9 protein-coding genes are annotated in these 13,135 nt (G+C 72.3%); 7 read left to right on the plus strand and 2 right to left on the minus strand.

Features of this window, described 5'->3' with window-relative positions:
* Window positions 1–290: 290 nt before the first annotated feature.
* From KMS84_RS12655 to KMS84_RS41235, 5 genes are all read left to right on the plus strand, one after another.
* The gene (locus KMS84_RS12655; RefSeq protein ID WP_256916272.1) at window positions 291–1,244 is read left to right on the plus strand and encodes a HAMP domain-containing sensor histidine kinase; all 954 of its coding nucleotides are present in this window, start codon (window positions 291–293) and stop codon (window positions 1,242–1,244) included.
* Window positions 1,241–1,906, plus strand: coding sequence for a response regulator transcription factor (locus tag KMS84_RS12660; RefSeq protein ID WP_256916273.1), 666 nt, complete (start codon window positions 1,241–1,243; stop codon window positions 1,904–1,906). Before KMS84_RS12655 ends, KMS84_RS12660 begins: the two co-directional genes overlap by 4 nt.
* A gap of 553 nt (window positions 1,907–2,459) precedes the next feature.
* On the plus strand, window positions 2,460–4,748 hold the full coding sequence (gene secD, locus KMS84_RS12665; RefSeq protein WP_256916274.1) for a protein translocase subunit SecD: 2,289 nt from the start codon (window positions 2,460–2,462) through the stop codon (window positions 4,746–4,748).
* Between the two features lie 186 nt (window positions 4,749–4,934).
* On the plus strand, window positions 4,935–5,309 hold the full coding sequence (locus KMS84_RS12670) for a hypothetical protein (RefSeq protein ID WP_256916275.1): 375 nt from the start codon (window positions 4,935–4,937) through the stop codon (window positions 5,307–5,309).
* A gap of 189 nt (window positions 5,310–5,498) precedes the next feature.
* The gene (locus KMS84_RS41235; RefSeq protein WP_256916276.1) at window positions 5,499–6,539 is read left to right on the plus strand and encodes a helix-turn-helix transcriptional regulator; all 1,041 of its coding nucleotides are present in this window, start codon (window positions 5,499–5,501) and stop codon (window positions 6,537–6,539) included.
* Between the two features lie 39 nt (window positions 6,540–6,578).
* Here KMS84_RS41235 and KMS84_RS12680 read toward each other — a convergent pair whose 3' ends face one another.
* Together KMS84_RS12680 and KMS84_RS12685 are read right to left on the minus strand one after the other, a co-directional pair.
* Window positions 6,579–7,502, minus strand: coding sequence for an aldo/keto reductase (locus KMS84_RS12680; protein WP_256916277.1), 924 nt, complete (start codon window positions 7,500–7,502; stop codon window positions 6,579–6,581).
* A gap of 64 nt (window positions 7,503–7,566) precedes the next feature.
* Entirely contained in the window at window positions 7,567–8,508 is a 942-nt protein-coding gene (locus KMS84_RS12685; RefSeq protein WP_256916278.1) for an NAD-dependent epimerase/dehydratase family protein, read from the minus strand.
* A 70-nt stretch (window positions 8,509–8,578) separates the two neighbouring features.
* Here KMS84_RS12685 and KMS84_RS12690 point away from each other — a divergent pair, with 70 nt between their 5' ends.
* On the plus strand, window positions 8,579–9,487 hold the full coding sequence (locus KMS84_RS12690; protein WP_256916279.1) for a LysR family transcriptional regulator: 909 nt from the start codon (window positions 8,579–8,581) through the stop codon (window positions 9,485–9,487).
* Between the two features lie 756 nt (window positions 9,488–10,243).
* Window positions 10,244–12,805, plus strand: a complete 2,562-nt coding sequence (locus KMS84_RS12695; RefSeq protein ID WP_285893463.1) for a GH32 C-terminal domain-containing protein — start codon at window positions 10,244–10,246, stop codon at window positions 12,803–12,805.
* The last annotated feature ends 330 nt before the right edge of the window (window positions 12,806–13,135 follow it).

Consider the following 13,135-nt stretch of genomic DNA (forward strand, 5'->3'; position numbering starts at 1 on the left):
GGCGAGGGCCGGGGGAGTGTCACGGGGGCGGGGTCATGCCTCCACCGTGGCCGAGCGGCCGCACGAAACCCATCGGGCGCGATACCCATCTGTGGCAGGACGCGCGGCCCATCACCGGGTGGGGAGGCCGGCAGCGCCGAAATGGGCAGCGGACCCCATCGACGGCGCAACCGGCAGCGGGCAGCCTGGACAGCAGGCCGGTCACGCCCCGCGGACGCGGCGCACGTCCGGCGTGCCGGGTGACCGACGGTGAGGACAAGCCGTGTCGAACACAGAGAGGCGTCAACGAGGTGTCCCTGTTCTGGCGGATCTTCGCGCTGAACGCGGTCGTGCTGGGCAGCGCCACCGCTCTGCTGCTGTGGGCTCCGGTGACCGTCTCCGTGCCGGTGGTGCTGACCGAGGCGGTCATCCTCCTGGGCGGCCTGGCGGTGATGCTGGTCGCCAATGCCGCGCTGCTGCGGATCGGGCTGTCCCCGCTCGACCGGCTCACGCGCCTGATGGCCACCGTCGACCTGCTGCGGCCCGGGCAACGCCTGCCGGAGGGGGGCCGTGGTGAGACCACGGAACTGATCCGCACGTTCAACGCGATGCTCGAGCGTCTGGAGCACGAGCGGGCCTCCAGCAGTGCCCGCGCCCTGTTCGCGCAGGAGGCGGAGCGGCGCCGTATCGCTCAGGAGCTGCATGACGAGGTCGGCCAGAGCATGACGGCGGTCCTGCTGTCGCTGGAACGGGCCGTCGACGAGACGGACGAGCCCCTGCGCGGTGAACTGCGGCAGGTGCAGGAGATCACCCGGGGGACCCTGGACGAGGTGAGACGTCTGGTGCGCCGGCTGCGGCCGGGTGTGCTGGAGGACCTCGGCCTGGTCAGCGCGCTGACCTCGCTGACGGGTGAGTTCGCGACCCATGTCGGGCTGCGCGTCGTGCGCCGCTTCGAGCCGGGCCTGCCCGCGCTGGACCAGCAGACGGAGCTGGTGCTGTACCGCGTCGTCCAGGAAGCCCTGACCAACGCCGCTCGCCATGCCGAGGCCGGTCGGGTCGAGGTGAGCCTGCGCCACACCGACGACGCGGTGGTGCTGGCCGTGGCCGACGACGGCCGCGGCACCGGGGCCGCCCGCGAAGGGGCCGGACTGCGCGGCATGCGGGAGCGGGCCCTGCTGATCGGGGCCACCCTGGACGTCGTCTCCCCACCGCAGGCCGGTACCACGGTCCGGCTGACCGTGCCCCTCCTCAGGAAGCAGCCATGAGCATGTCCCACACGCCCGTGATCCGTATCCTCCTCGCCGACGACCACGCTCTGGTCCGCCGCGGTGTGCGGCTCATCCTGGAACGGGAGCCGGACCTCGAGGTCGTCGCCGAGGCCGGGGACGGCGCGGAGGCCGTCGAGCTGGCCCGCACCCACGAGGTCGATCTGGCGGTGATGGACATCGCCATGCCCCGGATGACCGGCTTGCAGGCCACCCGCGAACTCCTCGCGCTGAAGCCCGGGGTGCGGGTGCTGATGCTGACGATGCACGACAACGAGCAGTACTTCTTCCAGGCCCTCAAGGCAGGCGCCGGCGGATACGTGCTGAAGTCGGTGGCCGACCGCGACCTGGTGGCCGCGTGCAGGGCCGCCATGCGGGACGAGCCCTTCCTGTACCCGGGCGCGGTGACCGCGCTCATCCGCAACTACCTCGACCGGGTCCGCAACGGCGAGGAGCCGCCCGAGCAGGTGCTGACCGCACGCGAGGAGGAGGTGCTCAAGCTCGTGGCCGAGGGCCACTCCTCCAAGGAGATCGCCGAGATCCTCTTCATCAGCATCAAGACCGTCCACCGGCACCGGGAGAACCTGCTGCACAAGCTCGGCCTGCGCGACCGGCTGGAACTCACCCGCTACGCGATCCGCGCCGGCCTCATCGAAGCCTGAGCCCGCCGGCTCCCCGGGGACCGGACCGAGGCGGCGGGGCGCGATCCATGAGGGAGGGAGAGGGGGGATGTCCTGCTTCGCGCACCCCGTCGCGCGCACGCGCGGGCGCGGTTCGGCAGCGGTGGGGGCCGTCCTCCTCGCCGTCCTCGCCCTCGTGCTCGGGGTGTCCGCCCCGGGCAGTGAGCACCAACGTGCGTCGACCGGGACGGCGGCCGCCGCCGCCGAGGCGTCGTCGTCGTACGGAGCGTCGGACCCGGACCGGGCCGGCCCCGCGGTCCCCACCGCTTCCGTTCGAAGCCACCGGGACGGCGCCGGCGAGCGGCACGCCCCGCCGGGCTCCACCCCGGGCGCGTCACCCGACGCTTCGGCCCCCTCCACCCGGCCCGCGCCGCCCCGGGCCCCGGCGGCAGACCACCCCGACACGGGGCGACCGGCACACCGTCACGGGGTCCGGGCGCCCCCGCGCTCTCCGGCAACCGACCCCTCACCCCTTCCCCCTTCCTGACCGCGGCCGCGCGTCCTGGCCGCGGTGTGCCCTGCCGGAGGCCTCGCCGTGAACCGATCTGCTCACCTCAGAGGGCTGATCGCCCTCGCCCTCGTCGCCCTGTCCCTGTACGTCGCGCTCACCGTGCCCGTCCACCTCGGACTGGACCTGCGAGGCGGCACCCAGATCACGCTGGAAACCCGCCCCACCGGCGCCGCCGACGCCGGCGGCGACGCCACGGACCGCACCGTGGAGGTGCTCCGCGGCCGCATCGACGCGCTCGGCGTCGCCGAACCCACCATCGCCCGCTCCGGCGACGACCGGATCGTCGTCGAACTGCCCGGGGTGCAGGATCCCCGGCAGGCGGCCGACGTCCTCGGCCGCACCGCCCGGCTCACCTTCCACCAGGTGATCGGCACGGCTGCGGGCGCCGGAGACCTGCCCGGACGGCCCGGTGAGCAGGTGCTGGCCGACGAGTCCGGCCGACACCTGCGACTTCGGGCGGCTTCCCTGACCGGCAAGGACGTCAAGAAGGCGGAGGCGCGCTTCGACCAGCAGACCGGCGCCGGATGGCACGTCACCGTCGACTTCCGGGGAGCGGGCCAGCAGGGGTGGGCCCGCCTGACCGGCGAGGCCGCCTGCCACGCGGCCGGAGATCCGGGCCGCCGGGTCGCCATCGTCCTGGACGACAGGATCATCTCCTCGCCGCAGGTCGATCCGTCGGTCGCCTGCCGGTCCGGCATCAACGGCGGCTCCACCCGGATCACCGGCGCCTTCGACGACGCCGAGGCGAAGGAGCTGGCGCTGCTCGTCAACGGGGGCGCCCTCCCGGTACCGGTCGAGACCGTCGAACAGCGCACCGTAGGCCCTTCCCTGGGCGCGCAGGCCATCACGGCCAGTGCCCGGGCCGCCGTCATCGGCACGGTCCTGACGTCGTTGTTCATCATCGCCGTCTACCGCCTCATGGGGATCCTGGCGACCGTGGCCCTGGCCTGCTACGGCCTGCTCTCCTACGCGGCCCTCGCCGCCCTCGGCGCGACCCTCACCCTGCCGGGACTCGCGGGATTCGTCCTGGCCATCGGCATGGCGGTCGACGCCAACGTGCTCGTCTTCGAACGCGCCCGCGAGGAGTACGCCGCCCGCCACCGACCCACCCCACGGTCGTCCCTGACCGCGGGATTCCGCAGGGCCTTCAGCGCGATCGCCGACTCTAACGTCACCACCCTCATCGCCGCCGGTCTGCTGTTCTTCCTCGCCTCCGGGCCCGTGCGCGGGTTCGGCGTCACGCTCGGCATCGGCGTCCTCGCCTCGATGATCAGCGCTCTCGTCGTCACCCGCGCCCTCGCCGACCTCGCCCTCGCCCGTCCTCTCCTGCGCCGCCGGCTGCGTTTCACCGGCATCGCCCACACCGGCGCGGTCCGCGACCGCCTCGACCGGCGCAAGCCGGACCTGCTGCGCCACCCGCGCCGATGGCTGGCCGCCTCCGCCGCCGCCCTCGTGCTGGCCGGCGCCGGGATCGTCGTGCGCGGCCTCGACTTCGGCGTCGAGTTCACCGGCGGCCGCCTCGTCGAATACACCACGGCCGCCCCCGTCGACGTCGATCGGGTCCGCTCGGCGCTCGCCGACGCCGGGTTCCCCCGGGCCGTCGTCCAGACCGCCGGCGAGCACGGCTTCACCGTCCGCACGCACCACTTGAGCGAAGCCCGGGCGGCGACGCTGACCGACACCGTCACCGACCTGGCACGCCATGCCGACAAGGTCCGTGACGAGACCATCGGACCCAGCCTCGGCGAGGAGCTGCGCCGCGGCGCCCTCATCGCGCTCGCCGTCGCCCTCGGCGCGCAGCTGCTGTACCTGGCGGCACGGTTCCGCTGGCTGCTGGGAACCTCCGCCGTCGCCGCGCTCGCCCATGACGTCGTGATCCTCGTCGGCGTCTTCGCCTGGCTCGGCAAGCCGGTCGACGGCGTGTTCCTGGCCGCGCTGCTGACCGTCATCGGCTACTCCGTCAACGACTCCGTCGTCGTCTTCGACCGGATCAGGGAACTGGGGCGCGGCGGCCACGGGGAATCCTTCGCCCGCACCGCCAACCGGGCACTGCTGCAAACCCTGCCCCGCACCCTCAACACCGGGATGGGCGCCGCCCTCATCCTCACCGCGCTGGCCGTCCTCGGCGGCGACACCCTGACCGACTTCGCTCTCGCTCTCCTCATCGGGCTCGTGGTGGGCACCTACTCCTCGATGTTCACCGCCGCACCGCTGGCGCTCGCCCTGCACGAGCGCGGCCGGGCCCGCCGCGTCCCCGCGGTCGGGGCGGCGCGCGGGAACGACGCCGAGGAGGTCCGGTCGCGTCGCCCGTGACGTCGGCCCGGCCGGTCCCCGGCCCGCACGGGGAGCCTCTTTCGTCCACCCCGACCGCGGCTCCGGCACCCCCGAGTTCTGAGGATGCCCGCGCCGTCCGCAGCCGGGCATCCTCAGAGGCGAGTTCCGAAAAGCAGCACAGCAGCGCACCACAGCCGCATGGTCCGGGAAGAGGGAGAGACGACGATGAGATCTGCCAGCTGGGCTCGTACCGCCGTGGTGGCGGCATTCAGCGCCGGCGCGCTGGCGCTGGCGACGGGCAGCGCCGGCGCCGCGGCCGACATTCCGGTCACCACGGGATTCGGGCCGAGCGTCTACAAGAAGACGCATACCCGCGACGGCAAGGTGGGAGTGCTGGATCTTCGCGCCGGGGACTCCATCATCGCCGACTGCTGGGACCGCGGCGACAACATCGACAACCGTGGAAACGTGTGGTACCACACGCTGTCGGAGCGTTACACCGCCACCACCGGGCAGGAGTCGTTCGTCGAGGGATGGACGTACGGCGCGTACATTGACGGGAACCAGGCATTCCACGAGGGGACCATTCCGGAATGCTGACGGCGTGAGTCGTTCCGCCCGGTCCCGAAGGGTTTCCCATAACCGGTTCCCCGGCGGTGGGCCCGGAACCTGACGCCTCCACTTCCGCTTTCCGGGAAAGGGGTCAGAATTCCGCCAAGATGAGCTTCGGTGTCGGTCAGAACGCGCATATCGCTGGATCGGCGCGACGTGCCGAACCACGCTGTCCGCGTGGAGACTCATCCGGAGACGATCCCCTTCTCCCTTTCGGCGGCCACAGCGGAGACGACCACCATCGCGGAGTTCGGGGTGGTCGTCTCCCAGTGGGTCGACCGGCTTCTGCCGCACGACGGCTACATGTTGAGAGGCGTCGACCCGCTGACGGGCGCGGCATGCTTCCTGACCAAGGAGCACGGCTACGGTGCAGCGTTCTACCGCGCACTGGAGACCGAGGAGATCCTGGGCCGGGAGCGGCACACGGTGACCGGCATGATGCGCGGTTCCCGCCCCGTTTCCGTCCTCGCGTCGCGCACCGCCGCGAGTTCACGCGGCGTCAGTCCGGAACACGACGACATCATGAGAGCGACCGATGTCGGCAGTGAAATGCGGATCGCCCTCACCCTCGGCGGCAGGGCATGGGGAGTTCTGGTTCTGCTGAGGGGAAGAGGCGTCAGACCCTTCTCCACGGCCGAATCCCTGCGGGCCGCGCAGCTCTCCGGAATTCTGGCCGCCGCGGTGCGACGGCATGTGGCGAGTCGATTCCTGCGTCCCGTGCGCAACGCGCCCGCCCCGGGTGTCGTGCTGGTCGACCGTCGTGACACCGTGAGCGCGGCGACCGCGACCGGGCGCGAGTGGGTGAGCAGGCTCGCACCGAACAACGCGACGGCCGACGACGACGAGTTGTTCGCGCACGTCTGGAATATCGCCCTCGCCGCGCGCCACCCGGGGAAACAGGCGCTGAGTCGCGTACCCGGCCCCGACGGCTGGCTCGTCCTCCAGGCCCAGCCGCTCGACGGAACGCATTCCGGCGACATCGCCGTGACCATTCAACCCGCCACCTCCGACGTGCTGTTGCCCGCGGCAGCCGTCCTGTACGGAATAACGGCCAGAGAGCGGACGGTCATCGAACACGCTCTGGACGGGGCGGCTGTCAAGCAGATCGCGCGCAGTCTGAACATCTCTTTGCACACCGTCAATGACCACCTGAGGTCGGTGTACCGGAAAACGGGCGTCAACAGTCGCGAAGAGCTCATCGCGAGCCTGTCGTGGTGACCGTCGCCCGCGCACTCCCGCCGGAGGCGAACGCCCGACTCAGTTCGGCAGAACGTCTTCGAGTTCCTCCATTTCCCGCGCGTTCAGCTCGAGCTCCACTGCTGCGGCGGAGTCGGTGATGGAGGCCGGGCGGCTGGCGCCCGGCACCGGGATCACCGCCGGGGAGCGGGCGAGCAGCCAGGCCAGGGCGACCTGCTGAGGGCTGACGCCGCGTTCGGCGGCGATGCGGTGGAAGGCCGTGCCGCTGGTGGTGGCACCGGCGGTGGGATCGGCGCTGGTGGGACCGGTTGCGGCGCCGAGGGGACCGTCGAGGGAACTGCGGGAGATTCCGCCCAGCGGGCTCCAGGGCAGGAAGGCCAGCCCCAGCCGTTCGCTCAGTCGCAGCTCGGGCTCGCTGTCGCGGACGGCGGGCGAGTACCGGTTCTGCACGGAGACGAGTCCGTCGCCGAGGATCCGATGCGCCTGACGGATCTGGTCGGTGGTGACATTGGAGACGCCGGCGGCGCGGATGGTGCCGGCGTCGAGAAGCTCGCGCAGTGCGCCGACGGACTCCGCCCAGGGCACGGCCGGGTCCGGCTTGTGCAGCTGGTAGAGCCCGATGGCCTCCACGCCCAGGCGCTGGGCGGACGCCTCGGCGGCCCGCTTCAGGTGGGCGGGCGTGGCGGTCACGGTCCAGCTGCCGTCCCCGGGCCGGCCGCGGCCGCCCTTGGTGGCCACCAGGACATGGGAGGTGTCGCCGCCGTAGCGGGCCAGGGCTCGGGCGATCAGCGACTCGTTGTGGCCTGCTTCGTCGGCGTGCCAGTGGTAGCTGTCGGCGGTGTCGATGAGGGTGACGCCGGCGTCGAGGGCGGCGTGGACGGTGGCGACGGCCCGCGCCTCGTCCGGTCGGTGCTCGATGGACAGCGGCATGGCGCCCAGGCCGACGGCGCCGACGGTGGTGTGGGCGAGGGTGCGGTACTGCATGGTGGTGACGTTCCTCGTTCCTTGAGCGGCGGAAGCGGGTGCCCGGGAGGTGTCGGGGACTTCCTCAAGCGGTGGGGGCGGCGGACAGGGCGAGGGCCTCGGCGACGGCGTCGCGCAGCCAGTCGGAGGTGTGGGAGAAGGCGAAACCCAGCGCCTTCGCACGGGCGTTGCTCATGGCGTAGTGGCGGTCGACGGAGAACGGCGACGCCTCCTCGCCCGCCGGGACGATCCGGTGGAGGGCCTTGCGGCCGGCCTGCGCGGCGACGAGCTCGACGAGGTCGTACACATCGAGCGGGCCGTCCGAGCAGGCGTTGACCGGGCCGGTGAAGTCGGCCGCGGTCGCCGCCCACAGCAGCAGGTCCGCCAACTCCTCGTAGGGGATGAAGACCGTCGGCAGCGCCTTCTCGTGCACGGCGATCTCCTCGCCCCGGCTGACGCGCCCGGCGTGGTGCGCGAGCCGGCCGGTGAACTCCCGCGCGCCGCCGCCGAGCACATGGGCGCTGCGCACCGAGACGAAGGCGAAGCCGCCGGCCTGCGCGAGGACGGCCTCGGCCTGCCGCTTGCCCTCGGCGTAGTGCGCCTCCAGGTAGGCGTCGTCGTGCCAGGGCAGGTCCGTCGCCACCCGCCAGACGGCCGGGTCCACGCTCTCCTCCGGCACGGGGACGCCCGACGGCACGGCCGGCAGGGCGGCGGTCGCGGGGTCGTAGACCTCGATCGTGGAGGTCATGACGTAGCGCCGGGTGCGGCCGGCGAAGACGCGGGCGGCGACAGCGGCCTGAACCGGCGTGTAGCAGACCTGGTCCACCACGACGTCGAAGGTGCGGGAGCCGAGCGCGGCGGTCAGGGCGCCCTCGTCGTCGCGGTCGGCGACGAGGTGCTCGACGCCGGCGGGCGGCCGCACGGAACCGCGGTTGATCACGGTGACCTGGTGGCCCGCGGCCTGCAACCGCTCCACCAGGAGCCTTCCGAAGTACCGGCTTCCGCCGATGACGCAGATCCTTTGCATGCGCCCATCCTGGAGACCTATCGTCGTCAGCAGAAGTCGTGACTTGCTGGCTACACGGTTAGGAAAACTGTTGATCGATGTGCAGCGGCTCCGCGTCCTGCGGGCGGTGGCGGAGCACGGCAGCTTCAACCGCGCGGCCGCGGCGCTCCGCCTCACTCCCTCGGCCGTCTCCCAGCAGGTGGCGTCCCTGGAACGCACCCTCGGCGCCCAGGTGGTCGCGCGCAGCACGCGGGGCGTCACTCTCACACCGGCCGGCCGGATCATGGTCGGCGCCGCCGAGTCCGTCGCCGCGGAACTCGAACTCGCCCGACAGCGGGTCGCCTCGCTCGACACCGGCGTCACCCAGCTCACCGTCGCCACGTTCACCAGCGGCGGCAGGCTGCTGCTGCCCGCCGCGCTCACCCGGCTCATGGCCGCCCACCCCCGCACCGTGCTCCACGTCAGGGAGGGCGAACCCGAGGACACCCTGCCGCTCGTCCGTCAGGGCGCCGTGGACCTCGCCCTCGCCTACCACTTCGACGGCCCGCTCCCCGGCGGACGGGGCCCCGGCTCCACCCTGGAGTGGACGCCGCTCCTGGAAGACCCCCTGCACGTCGTCCTCCCTCAGGGGCACCGACTCGCCGGCCGTAACGCACTCGACCTCGCCGACGTGGCAGCCGAACCCTGGGTGCTCGGCTGCCTGAAGACCGAGGCGTATCTGCGCCGCTTCGCGGAGCGCGCCGGCTTCGACCCGGAGATCCGCGGGACGACCACGGACTACTTCTTCGCCCGTTCCCTGGTCGCCGCGGGCCTGGGCATCTCCCTGATCCCCTCCATCGCGCTCGCCCCCGGGATCCCGGGCCTGAGCAGTGTGCCGATCACGTCGCCGGCCCCCGTCCGGCACATCGGCGTCGCCGCGATCGGCGGCCGGGACCGGCCCGACGTAACGACGCTGGTGCACGCCCTTCGCGAGCAGGCGAAGCTGCACGACGGGCAGTGATCCGGCCCGGCTCCTGAGCGTCGGCTGCGCCGGCCGCGCCCGGGGAACCGACCGAACGGCGCGGTCGTAGGTCACGGGTGTGACGGAAAGGGGCGCCTGGCGACCTCGTGAGCGTTCGCCTGGGCGCGCGGAGCGTGCGCAGGACCATCGCGGCCAGGTATACCGCGGACGCGTCACCGGCCAGCCCGAGCTCACGTCACCGCCCGGCCCGAGCTCACGTCACCGCCCGGCCCGCGAGGCCGGCCGCAGGTGGGCTGGCCGGGGCTACGCTGCGACCCGCGGACACCTCTTGATCGCCTGCCCCGCGCGGGCTGATGATCATCGGTGTTCGTCACCTGCGCCTGGCGGGCCCAGAACCGGCCGCAGGGCGCCTGGGCCAAGCCGCGCGAACCGCGTGAGCCGCGGCGGGGTCAGACGTCACTCGCGCGGTCGCCACGGGGAAACGCCGCGAGCCCGGCGTCGGCGCGTGCGCGCGGGTCCGCTCGGCGCCCGGGCCGCCCTGCGGGTCAGGCCTCTGCGCGGCGCGCCCCATCTCCGTTGCCTGCGTGCGGTGGTGACGCCGCGCCAGAACGGTTGACGGCCTTGCCGGATTGCCCCCATCATCGGGGCCACCCGATGTCATCGCTGACATAAGTCAACGATGACATCCCTGTCGGACGTCGGGGACGACGGCGCCCGACAGGACGTCGACTGCTGCCCGCTTCGCGCCGGGCAGCAGGGATTTGTCGCGCGAACAGCCGCAGTACAGGAGGCGCCATGAGCTCGGGACGTGCACCCCGGCATGCCCGCACACGGATGCTCGCGGCGGTGGCGACCGTCTGGGCGCTGTCCGCGGCCCCGCTGGTCCCGCAGGCCGTGGCCGCCGACACACCGCCGTACTCCGAGGCCTACCGGCCCCAGTTCCACTTCACCCCGGAGAAGAACTGGATGAACGACCCGAACGGCCTGGTGTACTACAAGGGGGAGTACCACCTTTTCTACCAGTACAACCCGCAGGGCAACGCGTGGGGCGCCATGTCCTGGGGGCATGCCGTGAGTCCGGACCTCGTGCACTGGAAGGAATTGCCGCTCGCCCTGTCGCACGACGACGAGGAGATGGTGTTCTCCGGCAGCGCGGTCGTGGACCGGGACGACACCACCGGGTTCGGCACGGGGAAGAACCCGCCCATGGTGGCGATCTACACCAGCGCCTACAACGACGGCGGCAGACAGGCCCAGTCGCTCGCCTACAGCACCGACCGCGGCCGCACCTGGACCAAGTACCGGGGCAATCCCGTACTGGACATCGGCTCCAGGGAATTCCGTGACCCCAAGGTCCAGTGGTACGCGCCGACCAAGAGCTGGCTGATGACGGTGTCGCTGTCCACCGAGCACAAGGTGCGGTTCTACTCGTCGAAGAACCTCAAGGACTGGACCCTGCTGAGCGAGTTCGGGCCGGCCGGCGCGACCGGCGGCGTGTGGGAGTGCCCCGACCTGTTCCCGCTCGCGGTCGACGGGGATGCGGACCACATCAAGTGGGTCCTGGTCGTCAACATCAACCCCGGTGGCATCGCGGGCGGTTCGGCCGCCCAGTACTTCATCGGCGACTTCGACGGACAGCGGTTCACCGCCGAGGACGAGGGCCCCTACACTCCGCCCGCGGGAACGGTCGTACAGGACTTCGAGGACGCCGACTTCGGCGCCTGGGCCAGGACCGGCACGGCGTTCGGCGACGGACCGGCGGCCGGGACACTCCCCGGCCAGGGGCCCGTCGGCGGCTTCGACGGCAAGGGCCTGGCCAACAGCTTCCACGGCGGCGACGGCGCCACCGGCACCCTCACCTCACCCGCGTTCACCGTCGACAGCCCCTACCTGAACTTCAGGATCGGCGGCGGGCGGCACCCGCACGAGGCCGCAACCGTCCCGGAGCCCGGCCCCCTGCCCGCGGGCAGGATCCTCGCCGACTTCGAAGGCGGCGCCTACGGCGACTGGACGACGACCGGGGAGGCCTTCGGCGCCGCACCGGCCACCGGCACCCTCCCCGACCAGCAGGAGGTGTCCGGCTGGCTGGGCGACGGCCTGGTCAACACCTACCGGAACGGCGACGGCGCCACCGGCACCCTCACCTCACCCGAATTCACCATCGACGAGAGGTACGTCGACTTCCTCATCGGCGGCGGCGACCACCCCTCCGGCTCCGCCGACCCCACGGCCCTGGAACTCCTCGTGGACGGCCGTGTCGTGCGCAGCGCCACCGGGAGGAACGCCGAAGCCCTCACCAGGGCTTCCTGGGACGTCGGCGACCTCGTCGGCAAGACGGCCCGGATCAGGATCGTCGACGACAACACCGGAGGCTGGGGGCACCTCGACGTCGACCACATCGTGCTCTCCGACACCCGGGCCCTGCCGGTCTCACAGGAGACGTCCGTCAACCTGCTCGTCGACGGCCGCATCGTCCGCAGCGCCACCGGCTCCGACAGCGAGACCCTCGACTGGGCCTCCTTCGACCTGCGCCCCTACGCCGGGAAGAAGGCCCAGATCCAGGTCGTCGACCGGAACACCGCGGGCTGGGGCCACATCCTCGCCGACCGGTTCACCGCCGCCGACGAACCCGCCGAGTCCGTCGTGCAGCGCGCCGGCTGGGCCGACTACGGCAAGGACTACTACGCGGCCGTCTCCTGGGAGAACGCGCCGGGCGGCAAGCGCTACATGATCGGCTGGATGAACAACTGGGACTACGGCGGCGCCGTCCCCACCTCCCCCTGGCGCGGAGCGCAGAGCGCCCCCCGGGAGCTGGCCCTGCGCACCGTCGACGGCCGCGTCCGCCTGACCGGCAAGCCGGTGAAGGGCCTGGAGTCCCTCCGCCAGGGACGCCCGGCGACGGCGGACGGCGTCACCGTCGAGAGCACCGCGAAGCCCCTGATCGGTCCCGCGGCCGACGGCAAGGCACTCGACATCGAGGCGACCTTCTCGCTCGAGGACGCCGAACGCTTCGGCCTGAAGGTGCGCACCGGCGCCGCGGGCGAGGAGACCGTCATCGGCTACGACACCACGACACGCGAGCTGTACGTCGACCGCACCCGCTCCGGCGCCGTGGACTTCGACGGCTCCTTCCCCGGCGTGCAGCGCGCGCCACTACAGGCCGAGGACGGCAAGGTGACGCTGCGGATCCTCGTCGACTGGTCGTCCGTGGAGGTCTTCGGCGGCAGCGGCGAAGCGGTGATCACCGACCAGGTCTTCCCCGGCCCCGACAGCGAAGGCGTGCAGGTCTTCGCCGAGAACGGCTCGGTGAGACTGGACCGGGCCCGCGTCTGGCACCTCGCCTCCTACCGCGACTGAACCCCGCGTCGCTCGGCCGCCCTCGCCGAGCACGAACACGCCATGGTCGCCCGCGCCGCCGAGGTGGAGGCGAACGACGACGGCTTCCACGGGCTCGTGATCGACGACCGGGCGCCGTACGGCCTGCCGGCCCTGATGACGGGCGCCGGTGACTGACGGAGCGTCAATTCCTTTGCCACAGCCGGAGGTACGCGCTCCCACCTGACCCCGGGCCGCGTCCGACGGGTGCCGACGTCGTGGTTCCCGCGCCGCGGCCGTCCACGTCTCGCCGAAGTCCGCGCCGTGTCCGAGCGATCACCCCGCCGCGCGTGAGTACGCGTACTCACGCGC

Origin of the sequence: Streptomyces hilarionis, assembly GCF_024539675.1 — a bacterium.
GTDB classification, from domain to species: domain Bacteria; phylum Actinomycetota; class Actinomycetes; order Streptomycetales; family Streptomycetaceae; genus Streptomyces; species Streptomyces hilarionis.

What these genes read in the sequence shown, in the direction of transcription:
- KMS84_RS12660 (WP_256916273.1), top strand. Translation starts at nt 1,241, where the DNA reads ATGAGCATGTCCCACACGCCCGTGATCCGTATCCTCCTCGCCGACGAC.
- KMS84_RS12670 (WP_256916275.1), top strand. Translation starts at nt 4,935, where the DNA reads ATGAGATCTGCCAGCTGGGCTCGTACCGCCGTGGTGGCGGCATTCAGC.
- KMS84_RS12680 (WP_256916277.1), bottom strand. Translation starts at nt 7,502, where the DNA reads ATGCAGTACCGCACCCTCGCCCACACCACCGTCGGCGCCGTCGGCCTG.
- KMS84_RS12685 (WP_256916278.1), bottom strand. Translation starts at nt 8,508, where the DNA reads ATGCAAAGGATCTGCGTCATCGGCGGAAGCCGGTACTTCGGAAGGCTC.
- KMS84_RS12695 (WP_285893463.1), top strand. Translation starts at nt 10,244, where the DNA reads ATGAGCTCGGGACGTGCACCCCGGCATGCCCGCACACGGATGCTCGCG.